General features: G+C 31.3%; 18 protein-coding genes and 1 pseudogene. 3 read left to right on the plus strand and 16 right to left on the minus strand.

The features are described from left to right. Nucleotides 1–41 precede the first annotated feature (41 nt). Complete coding sequence (locus E9099_RS08055; protein ID WP_136583146.1) at nucleotides 42–218, minus strand: integrase core domain-containing protein; 177 nt, start codon at nucleotides 216–218, stop codon at nucleotides 42–44. A 99-nt stretch (nucleotides 219–317) separates the two neighbouring features. Between E9099_RS08055 and E9099_RS19750 the strand changes: the two are divergent. Together E9099_RS19750 and yddG are read left to right on the plus strand one after the other, a co-directional pair. Further along, nucleotides 318–491: pseudogene (locus E9099_RS19750) on the plus strand (IS110 family transposase); the annotation flags it as partial. A gap of 93 nt (nucleotides 492–584) precedes the next feature. Continuing rightward, nucleotides 585–1,493: an aromatic amino acid DMT transporter YddG gene (gene yddG / locus E9099_RS08065; protein WP_136583147.1), complete on the plus strand. Its 909-nt coding sequence runs from the start codon at nucleotides 585–587 to the stop codon at nucleotides 1,491–1,493. Between the two features lie 438 nt (nucleotides 1,494–1,931). Here yddG and E9099_RS08070 read toward each other — a convergent pair whose 3' ends face one another. From E9099_RS08070 to E9099_RS08130, 13 genes are all read right to left on the minus strand, one after another. Continuing rightward, nucleotides 1,932–2,165 (minus strand): hypothetical protein, encoded by a 234-nt coding sequence (locus E9099_RS08070; protein WP_136583148.1) that lies wholly within the window; start codon nucleotides 2,163–2,165, stop codon nucleotides 1,932–1,934. A gap of 58 nt (nucleotides 2,166–2,223) precedes the next feature. Then, nucleotides 2,224–2,400 carry an integrase core domain-containing protein gene (locus E9099_RS08075; protein ID WP_136583149.1) on the minus strand — a complete coding sequence of 59 codons (177 nt, stop codon included), beginning with the start codon at nucleotides 2,398–2,400 and terminating at the stop codon, nucleotides 2,224–2,226. 438 nt (nucleotides 2,401–2,838) lie between these two features. Continuing rightward, the gene (locus E9099_RS08080; RefSeq protein ID WP_136583150.1) at nucleotides 2,839–3,609 is read right to left on the minus strand and encodes a hypothetical protein; all 771 of its coding nucleotides are present in this window, start codon (nucleotides 3,607–3,609) and stop codon (nucleotides 2,839–2,841) included. An 803-nt stretch (nucleotides 3,610–4,412) separates the two neighbouring features. Next, complete coding sequence (locus E9099_RS08085; RefSeq protein ID WP_136583151.1) at nucleotides 4,413–5,057, minus strand: hypothetical protein; 645 nt, start codon at nucleotides 5,055–5,057, stop codon at nucleotides 4,413–4,415. Between the two features lie 6 nt (nucleotides 5,058–5,063). Beyond that, nucleotides 5,064–5,549: a hypothetical protein gene (locus E9099_RS08090; protein WP_136583152.1), complete on the minus strand. Its 486-nt coding sequence runs from the start codon at nucleotides 5,547–5,549 to the stop codon at nucleotides 5,064–5,066. Nucleotides 5,550–6,080: 531 nt separating this feature from the next. After that, entirely contained in the window at nucleotides 6,081–6,530 is a 450-nt protein-coding gene (locus E9099_RS08095; RefSeq protein ID WP_136583153.1) for a hypothetical protein, read from the minus strand. 2 nt (nucleotides 6,531–6,532) lie between these two features. Beyond that, nucleotides 6,533–7,804, minus strand: a complete 1,272-nt coding sequence (locus E9099_RS08100) for a hypothetical protein (protein WP_136583154.1) — start codon at nucleotides 7,802–7,804, stop codon at nucleotides 6,533–6,535. Between the two features lie 71 nt (nucleotides 7,805–7,875). After that, nucleotides 7,876–8,712 carry a PAAR domain-containing protein gene (locus E9099_RS19685; RefSeq protein WP_136583155.1) on the minus strand — a complete coding sequence of 279 codons (837 nt, stop codon included), beginning with the start codon at nucleotides 8,710–8,712 and terminating at the stop codon, nucleotides 7,876–7,878. 604 nt (nucleotides 8,713–9,316) lie between these two features. Beyond that, nucleotides 9,317–9,913: a mobile mystery protein B gene (locus tag E9099_RS08110; protein WP_136583156.1), complete on the minus strand. Its 597-nt coding sequence runs from the start codon at nucleotides 9,911–9,913 to the stop codon at nucleotides 9,317–9,319. Next, on the minus strand, nucleotides 9,904–10,365 hold the full coding sequence (locus E9099_RS08115) for a mobile mystery protein A (protein WP_136583157.1): 462 nt from the start codon (nucleotides 10,363–10,365) through the stop codon (nucleotides 9,904–9,906). The genes E9099_RS08110 and E9099_RS08115 overlap by 10 nt, the downstream gene beginning before the upstream one ends. Nucleotides 10,366–10,846: 481 nt before the next feature. Beyond that, on the minus strand, nucleotides 10,847–11,425 hold the full coding sequence (gene nadD, locus E9099_RS08120) for a nicotinate (nicotinamide) nucleotide adenylyltransferase (RefSeq protein WP_136583158.1): 579 nt from the start codon (nucleotides 11,423–11,425) through the stop codon (nucleotides 10,847–10,849). Nucleotides 11,426–11,522: 97 nt separating this feature from the next. Further along, nucleotides 11,523–12,110, minus strand: coding sequence for a guanylate kinase (gene gmk / locus E9099_RS08125; RefSeq protein WP_136583159.1), 588 nt, complete (start codon nucleotides 12,108–12,110; stop codon nucleotides 11,523–11,525). A 12-nt stretch (nucleotides 12,111–12,122) separates the two neighbouring features. Next, nucleotides 12,123–12,983: a YicC/YloC family endoribonuclease gene (locus E9099_RS08130; protein ID WP_240788975.1), complete on the minus strand. Its 861-nt coding sequence runs from the start codon at nucleotides 12,981–12,983 to the stop codon at nucleotides 12,123–12,125. A gap of 117 nt (nucleotides 12,984–13,100) precedes the next feature. Between E9099_RS08130 and E9099_RS08135 the strand changes: the two genes are divergently transcribed. Then, the gene (locus E9099_RS08135) at nucleotides 13,101–13,580 is read left to right on the plus strand and encodes an acyl-CoA thioesterase (protein WP_136583160.1); all 480 of its coding nucleotides are present in this window, start codon (nucleotides 13,101–13,103) and stop codon (nucleotides 13,578–13,580) included. On the opposite strand, the gene E9099_RS08140 is transcribed toward E9099_RS08135, so the two are convergent. Further along, on the minus strand, nucleotides 13,561–14,457 hold the full coding sequence (locus E9099_RS08140; protein WP_136583161.1) for a DMT family transporter: 897 nt from the start codon (nucleotides 14,455–14,457) through the stop codon (nucleotides 13,561–13,563). The genes E9099_RS08135 and E9099_RS08140 overlap by 20 nt on opposite strands. Further along, complete coding sequence (locus E9099_RS08145) at nucleotides 14,447–14,803, minus strand: arsenate reductase family protein (RefSeq protein ID WP_136583162.1); 357 nt, start codon at nucleotides 14,801–14,803, stop codon at nucleotides 14,447–14,449. Before E9099_RS08145 ends, E9099_RS08140 begins: the two co-directional genes overlap by 11 nt. Nucleotides 14,804–14,862 lie beyond the last annotated feature (59 nt).

Raw genomic sequence — 14,862 nt, forward strand, 5'->3', positions numbered from 1 at the left:
TAATGTCTTGTCCCGAAATATGGCTACAGGTTAAAATTGAATTAAGCTGATAATTTATATACCATATTAGGAGTTTTATAATCTAAAGATAAATGTAATCTAACGTCGTTGTATAAATTAATTGCCTTTTTTGCAGCTCCCTTTGCGTGTGCTACACTATCAAAGGTTTGATCGAGGTAAAATTCATCTTTTAATATGCCATTTACACATTCTGCCATGGCATTTTTGTAAAAAGGATTTTGTTCAGTAAAAGGCGACGACGAATTAATGAAATGGATAATTAAAACCTTAGAAATTTATTGTTTATGTGGCCTTTTAGCGCTTGCAAATACAACAAAGCATGCAAAGCTATTTATGAGCGATTAGTAGCCAAAGGAAAAAGTAAAAAACTAACTTTAATAGTGGTTTGTAATAAGTTATAAAAACAAGCTATTGCTAAATCAGGGTTGATATTTAATAAAAAATATAAAAGTACATTAGTGAAAAATTAATGAGATTTCACTTGTTTTTTAACACAGTACTTTGTTAGCAGAAGTACTGCTTTTTTACTATAATTGCATTCATGATTTTTTAAGATTTTATTTATGAACCAAATTACTAAAGGGACATTAATTGGTTTGTCAGCTATAATTTTGTGGAGTGCTATTGTCGGATTAATTAAAGAGGTTAGTAACTCATTTGGTGCAATTGGTGGTTCTGCGTTAATTTATACAGTTGCATTTCTTTTTTTGATTTTTAGTGTAGGTTGGGTACCACTAAAGAAATTTCCTAAGAAGTATTTGATTTTAGGTGGATTTTTAATTGTTGCTTATGAAATTTGTCTTTCATTATCGATTGGTTATTCCCAAAATTCAAAACAAGCAATTGAAATTGGAATGGTGAACTATTTATGGCCAAGTTTTACAATGGTTGCAACAGTAGTTTTTCATACAAAAAAGGCTAATTGGTTAATCATTCCTGGAATCTTATGTTCTATGGTTGGAATAATGTGGGTTTTGGGTGGTGATGAAGGAATAGATATTTCTCAAATGATTTTAAATATCAAAAGTAATCCATTGAGTTATACTTTAGCATTTGTAGGTGTAATTCTCTGGTCAGCTTATTGTGTTGTAACGATAAAATTAGCAAAAGGAATAAATGGTATTACTTTATTTTTTATGCTTGTTGCAATTGTGCTTTGGGTAAAATTCTTTTTGTTTGGAAATCAAATTTCTAATTTTAATTTCAACTTAGAATCAATAATTTATTTGATTTTGGCAGCTATTTCTATGGGATTTGGTTATGCTGCTTGGAATGTTGGTATTATGAAAGGAAATGTTACAATTTTGACTGGAGCTTCTTATTTTATTCCTGTGTTTTCTTCAGCAATTTCTTCTATGATATTGTCAACAACTTTAGGTTTATCATTTTGGCAAGGTGCAATACTCGTTTGTGTAGGTTCTATTTTGTGTTGGTTATCTACTAAGAAACTTAAACTTAAAAACAGAAATTAAATTTTAGATATTACTAGTTTTGGTATTTCTGCTAACGGTCTTGTTTGGAAAGTAGCGTGTTTGTGTGCGAGGATTTTCCGAAGGAAAATCAGAAGCTGGCAAACAAAGCAACTATCAAAAAGTTAGGAATAAAATAGCTGTTTTTTATACATTTTGTTAGCGAACATTATAATTTCTCACTTGTAGGATTGATTTAATTCTCAAACATTTATAAAACGCTGTTTTAGTGATTTTTATTTACCACGTTTAGATTTGCCGTACAAAAAGTAAATCCGCCGTAATATTTGCGTTTTACTATGGTCAGAAATTATAGAGTTTCGATTCCGTGCAGAATATCAGTCCGACGCAACAGTTTCGTATTGTATTTGTTCGAAATCGGTTGAGTGAGTATTCCGTTGTGTAATAAAAAAGCGATTGATTTTTTTAAGCTAAAAAACCTTATTGGATCGTATTAGAATATATTTGTATAGAAAATCCAATAAGTATTAATATTAAGGCGATTTTAGATACCATTTTTTTTACTTTTTTTATTTTGTCTCTATCTGATTTTGATGGCGCTGATTCTAATAATATAGCTCCAATCTCTGGTTTAGGAGGTTCGTAAAAAAACAATAAAACAACTCCTATAATATCAAATGCTAGTCCAATTATGTTTAATTCGTTTTGTGTCATGTTTTTGGGTGAATAATCAATGTCTTGTCCTGAAATATGGCTACAGGTTAAAATTGAATTAAGCTGATAATTTATATACCATATTAGGTGTTTTATAATCTAAAGATAAATGTAATCTAACGTCGTTGTATAAATTAATTGTCTTTTTTGCAGCGCTCTTTGCGTGTGCTACACTATCAAAGGTTTGATCGAGGTAAAATTCATCTTTTAATATGCCATTTACACATTCTGCCATGGCATTTTTGTAAAAAGGATTTTGTTCAGTAAAGGGCGACGACGAATTAGTGAAAAAAGGAAGCTATATGAAAGTAAAACGACATAGTACGTTCCCCCGTATTTGGAGCACTAACTCAGTTTTTAGACATGGTCAAAGTGAATACTCTTGGGATTAAACAAGCTAATAAGTGTATGCATCTATCCGCAACAGCCTATAATCTTAAAAAGTATTTAAAATATATGAAAAACTTACCAGAAAGTATAGCAGGACTACTTGCTTTTATTAAAAGCACCAAAAACCACCTAATAAGCCTTCGAGTACTATGTTTTAAGCCACTTGCATTTTAGAGAAAGTATGGCGTATTAAAATTAAAAACAGCTTAAAATCAAAGATTTTAAGCTGTTTTTATGCTTTTTTAAGGGGTTGTGCAACGGTTACCGGTGTTGGCAATAGTTTTTATACTTTTTTTAGTCCAAAATTTAATCTAAAATTTTTATCTATTTTTTTTAATTGAGTATATAATCCCCAAAAGTGACGACTCCCATAAATAACTAAAATTTTCTTTTTCTCACTTTTGACTATTCTTTTAGCTAAAGATTTGTCTCTATAACCAAAAGCATATTCTCTATCAAATATCTTTCGTAAACTCTTTTTTACTTTTTTACATTTGAAATTTTCATCTTTTAGGCTAAAACTAAAATCACATTTATCCAATATTATTTCCTCATTTTTTTTCTCAAAATCAGTTATCAATTCAGCCAAACTAACATCTGCTCGTATTGAAGTCAAGCTATCTAACTTTAATTTCCCATAGCTTGGTTGATTTATCAATTTATATTTCCCCTTGTATTTTATTTTACCTGCAATAATATTTGTAGTTGTATCTAAATACCTTTGATTTCCTTGTGGAAAAAAGCCTTTAATCCTTCTTAACTTCATAAGATTTTCTATTCTTTCTAAAGAATCTTTTCCATAATCGACTCCTTCATAAAAAACAGTATAATCTAGCTTTTGAAGTGAGTCAATTTTATTTGCAACATCATCATAAAACTCTTTTCTGCCAATGTGATGCATTGGAATAAAAATTATTTTTTTTTGGTCGTTTTCTATTGAATTTAATTCACTTCTTATATTAAATACTCCACTTCTTTTAAGACCACGATTAGTCATAATAGAACTACAAGAAGTAAGAATACATACTGTTATTAAAGTAAGAAATTTTTTCATTCAGTTTTGAGTGAGTTTAATTATTGCCAACGGTTTGTATATGAAAAGTAGGCGATTTCGAAGCTTTATCTTTTCAGTTAAGCATTGAATTTAATACAAGCTAAAACCCTTATTATCAATACTTTTTCGCCTATTTTTTATATACATTGTGTGTGCCCAGTATGGGCATCTTTTTATTTACGGAAAGGTAAATAATTAATCTAGAGGGTGCAAGTCCCTTATGCGCAGGAGTAACGTCTTGAAGCATTAGTAAGTCGCAAGGGTGGTAATCGCGAGGTTACATCTGAAGGCTATTTGTGATTGATTAATGAGCAAATACCACTACAAAACTCGGTACTGATACTTCGACTACGCTCAGCATAAACTAAACAGAAATCGTATACAGAGGCATAGTTATTCGGGTAAGCAAGCACATCATTGTAACGCCCAAACAGTAACAAAAGAGTAATTATGTAGATACGGCAGTCATTGAGTGAAAGAAGATGCCATTACCTGGGGAGGTCTCCAAAGTTACGAGTTGACTATATGGAGAAGTCAGCAGAGGTCATAGTACTTACAGGAAACGAGTTGAGGGAATACCTCAGAAGGTCTCACAAGTAAGGAAGGACTGAACGTGATTCTCTTCAAAATTCGCATAGGAGCACTAGTGGTAGCCTATGCCTAAATTAGAAGATAGTGCCAAGGGTGAAAAGAGCTTTGGTGTGATGATTTACGAACCGCCGTATACGAGACCCGTACGTACGGTGGTGTGGGAGGCGCACTCCGGCTATTTTAGTTGGAGCCGTCTACTCGATTGTAACACGTTATTGTATTATCGAATTCATATACTTATATTCAAATGTTTCTAATTCAAGTTGTAACTGTTCTAAATATAATAAAACTCCAATTACAGATTTATCATTTAATTTGAAGTTTATATATTTAATATTTTTACCGTTTTCATCTACTAAACTTGAATTCACATTAAATTTCCTTTCATTATATGACTTGAATTCACGTTGATTTTTATTCAATATTTCTTTGTTTATTATATAAAGAGAATTGATTTTATTTTTTAAATTAATTCCTTTTTTTGATAATTTTTCTGAATTATTAAAAAGAAGTTTACTGTATAAAGAAAGGTCAATTAATTCCTCATAATTTGAAATATCAAAATTATTGATTTTAGACTCATTTTTTAGTGTCTCTATTAATAAATTTAAATCAGTTAACTGGACTTTTATTTGCTCATATTTGTGTTTTAATTCTCCATATTTTTCAGGTTGTTCACTACTTATTCTATTGAGCGTTTCACTCTTTTCTTTAATCACTTTCCTGTAATTTTCTTTAGTTTTTCTCAAATTTGCTATTTTTTTTGAAATAACAACTACGTTTTCTTTTGTATGATTATTATTTGAACAAGAATTTAAAAAAAACATAAAAAGAATAAGTGTTAATGTGTTTTTCATTTTTAGTTACTTAAAGTTAGCATTGTTTTCAATATTTATTCCGTTACATTTAATTTTTAAAATCCACTTTCCGTATTTTGAATATTCTAGTTCTATAGTATCTCCGCTATTTATGCGATCAAAGTCCTTTTTAAAAACCTTATAATTGTTATATTCATAATTTCCACTTAATAATATATGGTAATCAGATATACCATCATTCCTTTTTTCTTTCATACTTATAATTTTTACAGTACTAACTATTTTTGTATTATTATCTAAATCTTTTTTTAAAGTTATAAATAGATAAATAATATGAGTAAGTGTGCCTAAAAAAATAAGACTTACAATAAATAAGATTAAATAATTATCTGCGGATATCTTGAAAAAATAATAAATCGAAAAAGCACTTAATAATAAAAAAAGAAAAGTAAAAATTCCTTTTCCTAAAATTTTATTTTTTAATTTTCTTTTGTCCTTTGTATTAAATTTTATTTCTTCCTTTTCAGTCATTTTTGAGTTCAGTGAGCAATGTGTTACAACTCGTTATATAGCAACTAAAGTAGTGAATATCCCGTAAATATTGTGAGATATCGGTACTTTTTGTTCCTGATTTAGGTTTTAAAAAGCTAAGCTACAATTTATAAAGTAGCCTCGCAATACGTAGAACGATGTATATTTTACTGTTAATAAGGTTTAAATGTACACTAATTAGTTGTAGGCTGTTTACGGGAAACCTCATTGTTGTAAAAAGATTGAGTACTACAGCAGTACTGTTAGTCTTAGTGGTTTTTTTAAGGCTTAAAAATGGGGGTAATAGTACAAGTTTTAGTTTATACTTAAACAGGAAGATTGTGTCAAAGATGTAAAACCCTTTGGCGTGATGATTTACGAACCGCCTTGTGCGTTCCTGAGTTGTATTGCTAGTAGCAATAGAGACGAAAGGACTAACGTAGTTACTTACGTACGTTGGTGTGAGAGGCGCACTCCGGCTGTTTTAGTCGGAGCCGTCTACTCGATTAGCAAACGTTACTTCTTATTAATTTACTGTTCTTCGTCTTCTTCAATATAAGACTTACAATCATAAGGTAACTTTTTTATTACAATCGGAAAAGAGTCCGAATTTAGTATTTCTGTGCACCCTTTTAAATCAATTTTAAAATTCCCTTTTTGGAAAAGTAATTTATCTATTTGAAATCGAAATGGGCTATGCGAATCAAACATTAATTTTAATTGCATTGTATCTTTTTTATAAATAAAGTTGGAAACACGATTAACAGATATTAAAGCATAATCATAGTTGTATGATTTTTTGCACAATTCACATTTTTTTTTAATTGACAATGAATAATCTGTTCCATTTGAAGTTGTAAAGCATAAAGGCTTGTTTTTTAATAAAATGTTCTTAATTTCAATACTAGGAGTGTTTATTGGTTGTGCTAATATTAAATTAGAATTAAGGAATAAAAAACTTACTAATAAAATGAGTTTCATAATTATATTTTTGTGATTATTTCTTTGATTTTGTCTATTAACTCTTCCATCTTAGGGTTAATATCTATAGTTACTATATTTCCTCTTGAATCAGGGAAGCTTATTCCGTACTGCGTCAACGGAATGTGTAAATGTCCTGTATGTAAAGTTGACTTTATATCTGTTCTTAATCTTGCAACCCTATAATATATTTCATTAGAAAGATAATTACTACCTGAACCGCTAACTGATTTTAAAGATTGTAATTCTTTAAAATCATTAATGATGCCGTTATTTTGAGAAGTACTATCGCTAACCTCTTCTATTAATTTTGTTCCTTGTATATCTTTTCTAACATAAATTTTTCCATTTGCTTTAAAGGTTTGATTAAAATAGACCCAAAACGTATCAGAAGGATTGTTAACATCAGGCACTATTTTTTTATAAGGTAATGTTGTTTTATAGAATTCTTCACCATCAATAGTAAGTTGTTTAAACGGAGTTTTATTATCATCGGTTCCTGTACCCCAAAGCATATTATCTTTATAACCACCTCTGTTTTTTGCAGGAAACCTATCTACATCAAATCTAAAAGCACCACCTTGACTTACGGTGATTATCATATTAACCTTTTTTATAAAAGGAGTTATAAACTTTTCTATAATACCTTCACCTTCTTTAAATTCATCAAAATCTTTATATCTAACGGGAGCAATAAATGTCTGTATATAATAATCGCCAATAGTTTTGCCATGTAGATCTAAAGCGTTCACTCCACTTGGATTACTTTGTAATGGATTACCTCCTTTTGTTGGATCTAAGATGAATGGGTCAAATCCAGTTATCAATAATTTTTTACTTGTTATACCTGAAAAACTTATATTATTATAATTTCTACTCAATTCTTCAAATAAAATAATAATATCATTCAATGGTGTATTATTAGTATTTACAGTACTTTTTTCAAAGTTTATATCCTTTTCAAATAAGGGATGACGTTTTAAATGTACTTGCATTTTATTTCTCGCCCAATATAAGGTTCTGTCGTCTAAATCACCATCCTGCACTTGTTTAACACCTAAGAGCCATAATCTTTTTGCATCTTTTTCTATTCTTTCTTTTATGCCTTTGTTTTCATCACCTTCTATCTTTAAATCTTCTTGGTTTAAAAATTCTAAAAAGTCTTTTACCAATGTGCGAATTTCAGAGTTTTTAGAAATGTATTTGTTTTCGTAGTTATCTACTGAGTCTCTTTTTTCGGAGTGTTTAATAGTTAAATCTTCATATTTATACAACCCTATATATTCCTCATAATTTCTGCGATAAGCTATAGGTTTAAGCCAATGTTCTTTTTTATGTAAAAAAGTTATTGCCCTTCATACATTGTATCAACCATGAAAGCATTTAAATCTTCTGATTTTATTATTGTTTTATGTGAATTATAGTTTTCAAAAACTTCACTATACCAAGATATAGGTAAAGGAAATAATATTGTTTCGCATTCGTCATTATTTATTTCCAATTCCCAATCTAGTTGACTTATGCCTAAGAATTTTTGATTAGTATTTTTTGTTTTTCCTTTTAATTTACATTTAATCTTTTTACCGTTCTCTATGTTTTTTGTTGTTACTTTTATTTTTATTCCATAAATAAAATCGGTTGCATTTCCTCCTTCAATTCCTTTGATACTCGATTGCGATAATACAACATCGTTTTCGTTTATAAATTGAATATCTATTATTTGAGGTTCTTGTTCTTGCTGTTCTGCAAGTTCTCTTATTTCTGCTTGATTTTCTTCTGCAATTCTTAAATTTTTAGTTTCACCTATTAGCGCTGCCTTAATTCTATCAATGGTTGTTGTTTTAGAGAAAGGAATTTTAGCTATAGGCATAATGGCAGTAGGTGCAGAGCTTCCAGTGCCTATTAAAACTGTACCAGCACCCATTACAACTGAACCTCCATGTACTGTCATACTACCCATTGTGGCTGCAGGCTTTCCTCCAAAAAACACATTAGATACACCAGTTACAATAATATCTGGAGGTCCTACACAAGTACAGATACTGCCTATTGTGGCTGCAGGTTTGCCTTCAATAAGTACTGTAGGTTCTCCTTGTGTTATTGGTCCGCCAACATGTGGAACTAATCCACTACACATTGGACATATATGATTACTACTTACCGTTGCTGCTGGTCCTGCCATAATTCTTAGTTTTTAATGTTTGCTAACGGTTTTGTATATGATTAGTGGCTTGTTTAAGCACCTAATTTAGCAAATAAAAACCGAATAAAAAATCTGCAAAGATTTTCGTAAGCAAGCTAAAACTAGCCATTAATTATATATGATGTGTGTGCCCAGCATGGGCATCTTTTAATTTACCTAAAGGTAAATAATTAATCTAGAGGGTGCAAGTCCCTTATGCGCAGGAGTAACCCTTCGTCTACGCTCAGGACAGGCTTATTGAAGCATTAGTAAGTCTCAAGGGTGAAAACCCTGAGGTTATCTGAAGGCTATTTGTGATTGATTAATGAGCAAATGCCTCAGAAGGTCTCACAAGTAAGGACGAACTGAACGTAATGCTCTTCAAAATTCGCATAGGAGCACTAGTGGTAACCTATGCCTAAATTAGGAGATTGTGTCAAAGCTGTAAAACCCTATGATGTGATGATTTACGAACCGCCGTATACGTTCCTGAGTTGTATTGCTAGTGGTAATTGGGACGATAGGACCAACGTAGTTACTTACGTACGTTGGTGTGAGAGGCGCACTCCGACTATTTTAGTCTGAGCCGTCTACTTGATTGGTATTAGTTTTTTGCAAATTCAATTAACTGTTTGAAATTACCATTATCTGCTTGTCTTAGAGCTTTTATATATTGATTTCTTGGTTGGTTAGCTTTAACCATATTTGATTGATGCCAAGTAAATACTTCGTTTCCAAATATTGATTCCATAATAATGTCAGCCATCATTCTAGAGTGTCTACCATTTCCATTTGGAAAGCAATGGATGGATACTATACGATGTTTAAATCTTATAGCTATTTCTTCAGGTGGAAAAGTTTTGTTTTCTACCCAATACTTAGTGTCGTGTAATAAATTTTTTAATTCAATTCCAATTTGCGTCCACGGAATTCCAATGTTCTTTTCAGTCTTTCTAAAATCGCCTGCCCATTTCCATACATCACCATACATTTTTTTGTGCAAGTCTCTTACAAGCTTCTCAGTTAAAATTTTTTCAAGTTTGAATTTTGTATGAATAGTCCATTCGACTGCTTTTTCAATATTCAATTGCTCAAATTCATCTAGTTCTCCTTGAGAAGTAATAGACTTTATTTTAAGACCTTCCTTTTCTTCTTCGTCTAAAGGTGTTTGTCCTTCTTTATAATCGAATTCTAATCCCATAATGATTTTTTCATCTCTCGTTTTATTTCACCAGCAAGTTCCTTTATGGTTTTATTTATTTTTTCATCTCGAATTCCTTGGTCCTCTAATTTCATATTTTGATTAGTTCTTAAAACTATTTTTCGTGCTAACCTTTCAGCCTTTATGTTTACTAAGTTTTCAATCGTCCCATCTTTCGGAATAAAACCATAGATAAATTTCATGTTCAAAGCATCACCAACATCTTTTAATTTATTGATGGTTATTTGCCCTGTAGCTTCACGTTCCTCGATTTTTTGTATAGCTCCTTTAGTTAAGTTAAGTTTGGTCCCTAACTGTTCCCTCGTCATATTAAGAGTCGTTCTAATAGTATTCACCCATCCCTTTTGTGGGACCAGGACCATTCCTGCATCTTTAAAATTTACCAATTTTTGATCTAGTTGTTCTATGAGTAGTTTTTTCTTGTTTCTCATTTGATAACATTTTATACATATAAGTATGTAATTTAATTCAAAATTATACATATAAATATAAAAAAACAAATAAAAGAATACTTATATGTATTCTTATTATGTTTTAATTATACAAATATGTATTAGTGACTTTGTGTGAAAGTTTCTGTTTTAAATTAATGCCAACTAATTATATGGAGACTAAAGCACTAATTATTCCTTAATTATTGCGTGGTATGTGGAAGTTTTGTTCCTGATTTACTTAAGTGCTCTTATGTAAACTTACAATTATTAATGCGCATTTAAAATACGTATAACTAAGTGATTTTATTTGTTAGGTCTAAGTTGCACTAGTGTAATAATAAATTTTACGGGTTTCCGGGACATTTTAAAAACTAAGCATAAAAAAAACCACCGGATTAGATGGTTTTGATTAATGTTGTTATTAGTTAAACGTAAAGAGTCTAAGGATTTTATAAAGTCAATGGTATTAGCAATTGCGCTATCTATAAAAATTCATTTCATCCAAATACGCCCAAACATGCTCTGGTAATAGTGGTTTTATGTTTTTGCCAGTTTTAATACTATTACGTATTAAGGTTGAAGATATTTCCATGATTGGTGCTTCAACGTGATGTATTTTAGCATGGTTATCAAACTGGGTTTCTATTGTGCCTGCACTAATTCTTGGATAGACGTAAATATGATGATTGTCCAGAATAACTTGGTAGTTTTTCCATTTATGAAAGCTTTTCAGGTTGTCTTCCCCCATAATTAAAGAAAAATCCTTGTCAGGATACTTCTCGGTTAAATACGCTAAAGTATTAACGGTGTAATTGGGTTGGGGTAAATTAAACTCGATATCGCTCTCTTTAAGCGTGTCGTAGTCTTTAGTGGCTAGATATACCATTTCTAAGCGTTGGTAGTTATCTAACAGCGAGCTTTTCTTTTTAAACGGGTTGTGTGGCGTTACCACAAACCAAATTTGATCCAAATCGCTATTTTCTACCATTTGGTTAGCAATTATTAAATGCCCAATGTGTATTGGGTTAAACGATCCAAAGTATAAGCCTATTTTCATTTTTTAGAAGTGTCATACTGAGCGCAGTCGAAGTGCTTTTAGTGTTAGAGAGATGCGTTTTTACACCTCAGTAACCACCAAAATTGACAGTATGTTGTTATTTTTTTATAAAGTCGCTCACTAAATGTTCAGCCTCTTGTAATGCTTTGTCAAGATTATCATTTTCTATAATAACATCAAATAAAGGCGCGGTTGCAAGCTCTGCACTGGCTTTACTTATACGCATGTTTATTTTGTCGTCAGTTTCTGTCTTGCGCTTTTTTAATCTTATTTTTAGCTCGTCAATACTTGGCGGCTTAACAAAAATAGCAATAGTTTCTTCTGGAAATTTTCTTTTAATACGTAAGCCTCCAGAGACATCAATATCAAAAATCACATTTTTTCCTAAAGCCCAAATGCGTTCGACTTCGGTTTTTAAAGTCCCGTAAAAATTATCTCTGTACACTTCTTCCCACTCTAAAAAATCGTCGTGTTTGATGTGTTGTTTAAAATCTGAGGCAGATAAAAAGTAGTAGTCTTTGGCGTGTTCTTCTGTACCGCGTTTCTCTCTAGATGTAGCAGAGATAGAAAAGGCTAAATTTAGCTGATCTTGTTTTAGTAAATGTCTTACTATAGTTGTTTTTCCAGAGCCTGAAGGTGCTGAAAATACGATTAGTTTACCTTGTTTTTTAGTGTGTTCAGTCAAAAGTCTAGTGTTTTAAAGGACGTTTAGTAATTGTTCCTTAATTTTTTCTAATTCGTCTTTCATTTGTACAACCAATTGTTGCATTGGTGCATAATTACTTTTTGACCCAATAGTATTAATTTCTCGACCAATTTCTTGCGCGATAAATCCTAATTTTTTTCCGTTAGAATCTGTACTGTTTATGCTTTCTATAAAGTAGTTTAAGTGATTGTCTAAACGTACTTTTTCTTCAGTAATATCAAATTTTTCGATATAGTACACCAGTTCTTGTTCAAAACGGTTTTCGTCGTACTTTTCTTTTAGTTCTTCAACCCCTTTTCTTAAACGCTCTTTCACGCCTTCAATACGATCAGGATCCATAGCGATAACTTGCTGTAATAGATCGGCTATGTTTTTAATACGATCGTTAAAATCTTGTTCTAGGACTTTACCTTCGTTTAATCTGTAGTCTTTTAAGCTGTTTAAAGCGATATTTATTTCGGCTTCAATCTGTGCCCACTCTGTATTGTCAATTTCTTCTCTAATGGTATTTAAGGCGTCAGGAAAACGAACTGCCATTTTTAGTAATTCGATATCATTACCGGTATTGTACACCGCTTTAAGTTGTTGCATGTATTGCTTAACAACAGGCGCGTTTATTTGTGTTGAGGTATCATCTGCAGTAGTTTCTACGTAGATAGAAAAGTCTACTTTACCACGTTCTAATTGCTTGGCCATTAGCTTACGTAAGTCTAGTTCTTTTTCTCTGTAAATTGAAGGCATACGTGCATTCAAATCTAGGTTTTTACTGTTAAGCGATTTTAACTCTATAGTTATCTTCTTTGTTGGCAATTGTAATACAGATTTGCCATAACCTGTCATCGAATAAATCATATACACACTAATTAATTGTGACAAAGGTAAGTAAAATGTTAACGGTTAAGAAATCGAAAATTTATTATGAGTCGCGTGCTAATTATTGTAATTTTGAAATAACAAAAGTTGAAAATTATGTACACAAAAGATTTTGAAATTAGATGGAGTGATATTGATGCTAACAGACATTTAGCTAACTCGGCTTATATTAACTACATGTCTCATACTAGGACTGCTTTTTTACAAGACCACGGGTTTTCTTTAATGGCCTTAAGTAAAGCTGGTATTGGTCCTGTTGTTTTCCATGAGCATGTACATTATTTTAAGGAAGCGTTTTTAGGGCAGCCTATAACGGTTAGTTTAGAAGTGTCTGGTTTAAGTGAAGATGGGATGTTTTTTAAATTTGATCACAACTTTTATAATAGTAAAGGTCAGAATTTAGCGTTTTGCGAAATTGTAGGCGCATGGATTAATTTAGAAACTAGAAAGCTGACAGGCTTATCCGCAGACTTATTAGAAATGGCTAATAAATTCCCGAAAACGGAAGATTTTAAAGTGCTAACTAAAGAAGACATGCGTTTGCATGGACGTTTACCTAAGGATTTAAAACTTTAGGTTTTTTAGTAACCAAATACACACCAAAAAAGATTAGGGATGATGCTGTCACTTTTACAGCTGTTACAGCATCACTACCCGCTATTACAGCATAAATACCTGCTATTAATGGTTGTAGGTAAATAAATACGGTTACTGTGGAGGCTTTTAAGTGTCTTAAAGCTAAAGGGTTTAATAAATAAGTCCCAAAAGTAGCGCCAACTATAACAAATAGTACCGAAAACCAGATGTATGGTGTAAATGACGAGAGGTTAATAGCTAGAATATCGTTAAATCCAAATGGTAGTACCATAAAGAAACCTATTAAAAACAACCATCTTATAAATGTAAAGGGATGGTATCTGTAGGTTAGTTTTTTGATGATTATGATATAAATACTATAGGAAATAGCATTAAATAAAATCATAAGATTACCTAAAAACACATTGTCTCCTGGGCTTGCAGATTTACCATAAATGGTTAAAATTGCAGCGCCTGTAAAACCAAAAATCACGCCTACTATTTTTAACCTTGTAATTTTTTCTTGTAAATAAAAAGAAGATAGTAATAATACAATAATGGGTGTAATAATCATTATTACCGATGCATGTATTGGTGTCGTTAGCTCCAGACCTTTAAAAAATAAAAGCATATTGGTGGCAACGCCAAAAAAGGCGGCGTAGATTAGGGTTAAAAAGTCTTTCTTCTCTATTTTTTCTCTAGGTCCAAAAAAACTAAACAACCAAAATAAGAGTGTTGCACCTCCAACACGTAAGACAATAAAACCAAAGGGTTTTATAAAACCGCCGACCATAACGTTTTTGGCAAAAGTATAGTTTAAGCCATATAGGATTTGGACGGTTAGGGCCGCCAGTAAGGCCCAATACCTAGCTTTCATCAAGTGCTAGTTTTGTGGCTTCCGTTGTTTTTTTAGAGTTTCCGATAAATATAGCGTCATTAATTACTATTACCGGTCTACTTAAAAAGGTATAATGTTCTAAAAGATATTGTTTGTAATCTTCTTCGGTTAAATTTTGATCTTTAAGTCCCTTCTCTTTATAAAGTTTGGCGCGCTTGCTAAATAACGCTTCGTAGCTACCAGATAATGCTTTTAGTTCTTCAACTTGTTCTAGCGTTAAAGGGTTTGTTTTGATGTCTTGAAGTTCAAAATCTGAAGGTAGATTTAACTCTTTTAAAATTCGTAAACAAGTACTGCAGGTTTTTAGGTAGTATACTTTTTTCATAAGGGTAAACATTTTTGTCAAAGGTCGTTTTTTTTGGTAAAAAGATCTCTATTTTTAAA

Origin of the sequence: Psychroserpens sp. NJDZ02, assembly GCF_004843725.1 — a bacterium.
In the GTDB taxonomy this organism is placed as follows: Bacteria; Bacteroidota; Bacteroidia; order Flavobacteriales; family Flavobacteriaceae; genus Olleya.

Excerpts from the sequence above, each read along its gene's own strand:
- E9099_RS08055 (WP_136583146.1), bottom strand. The coding sequence starts at position 218 with ATGGCAGAATGTGTAAATGGCATATTAAAAGATGAATTTTACCTCGAT.
- yddG (WP_136583147.1), top strand. The coding sequence starts at position 585 with ATGAACCAAATTACTAAAGGGACATTAATTGGTTTGTCAGCTATAATT.
- E9099_RS08070 (WP_136583148.1), bottom strand. The coding sequence starts at position 2,165 with ATGACACAAAACGAATTAAACATAATTGGACTAGCATTTGATATTATA.
- E9099_RS08075 (WP_136583149.1), bottom strand. The coding sequence starts at position 2,400 with ATGGCAGAATGTGTAAATGGCATATTAAAAGATGAATTTTACCTCGAT.
- E9099_RS08080 (WP_136583150.1), bottom strand. The coding sequence starts at position 3,609 with ATGAAAAAATTTCTTACTTTAATAACAGTATGTATTCTTACTTCTTGT.
- E9099_RS08085 (WP_136583151.1), bottom strand. The coding sequence starts at position 5,057 with ATGAAAAACACATTAACACTTATTCTTTTTATGTTTTTTTTAAATTCT.
- E9099_RS08090 (WP_136583152.1), bottom strand. The coding sequence starts at position 5,549 with ATGACTGAAAAGGAAGAAATAAAATTTAATACAAAGGACAAAAGAAAA.
- E9099_RS08095 (WP_136583153.1), bottom strand. The coding sequence starts at position 6,530 with ATGAAACTCATTTTATTAGTAAGTTTTTTATTCCTTAATTCTAATTTA.
- E9099_RS19685 (WP_136583155.1), bottom strand. The coding sequence starts at position 8,712 with ATGGCAGGACCAGCAGCAACGGTAAGTAGTAATCATATATGTCCAATG.
- E9099_RS08110 (WP_136583156.1), bottom strand. The coding sequence starts at position 9,913 with ATGGGATTAGAATTCGATTATAAAGAAGGACAAACACCTTTAGACGAA.
- E9099_RS08115 (WP_136583157.1), bottom strand. The coding sequence starts at position 10,365 with ATGAGAAACAAGAAAAAACTACTCATAGAACAACTAGATCAAAAATTG.
- nadD (WP_136583158.1), bottom strand. The coding sequence starts at position 11,425 with ATGAAAATAGGCTTATACTTTGGATCGTTTAACCCAATACACATTGGG.
- E9099_RS08130 (WP_240788975.1), bottom strand. The coding sequence starts at position 12,983 with ATGATTTATTCGATGACAGGTTATGGCAAATCTGTATTACAATTGCCA.
- E9099_RS08135 (WP_136583160.1), top strand. The coding sequence starts at position 13,101 with ATGTACACAAAAGATTTTGAAATTAGATGGAGTGATATTGATGCTAAC.
- E9099_RS08140 (WP_136583161.1), bottom strand. The coding sequence starts at position 14,457 with ATGAAAGCTAGGTATTGGGCCTTACTGGCGGCCCTAACCGTCCAAATC.
- E9099_RS08145 (WP_136583162.1), bottom strand. The coding sequence starts at position 14,803 with ATGAAAAAAGTATACTACCTAAAAACCTGCAGTACTTGTTTACGAATT.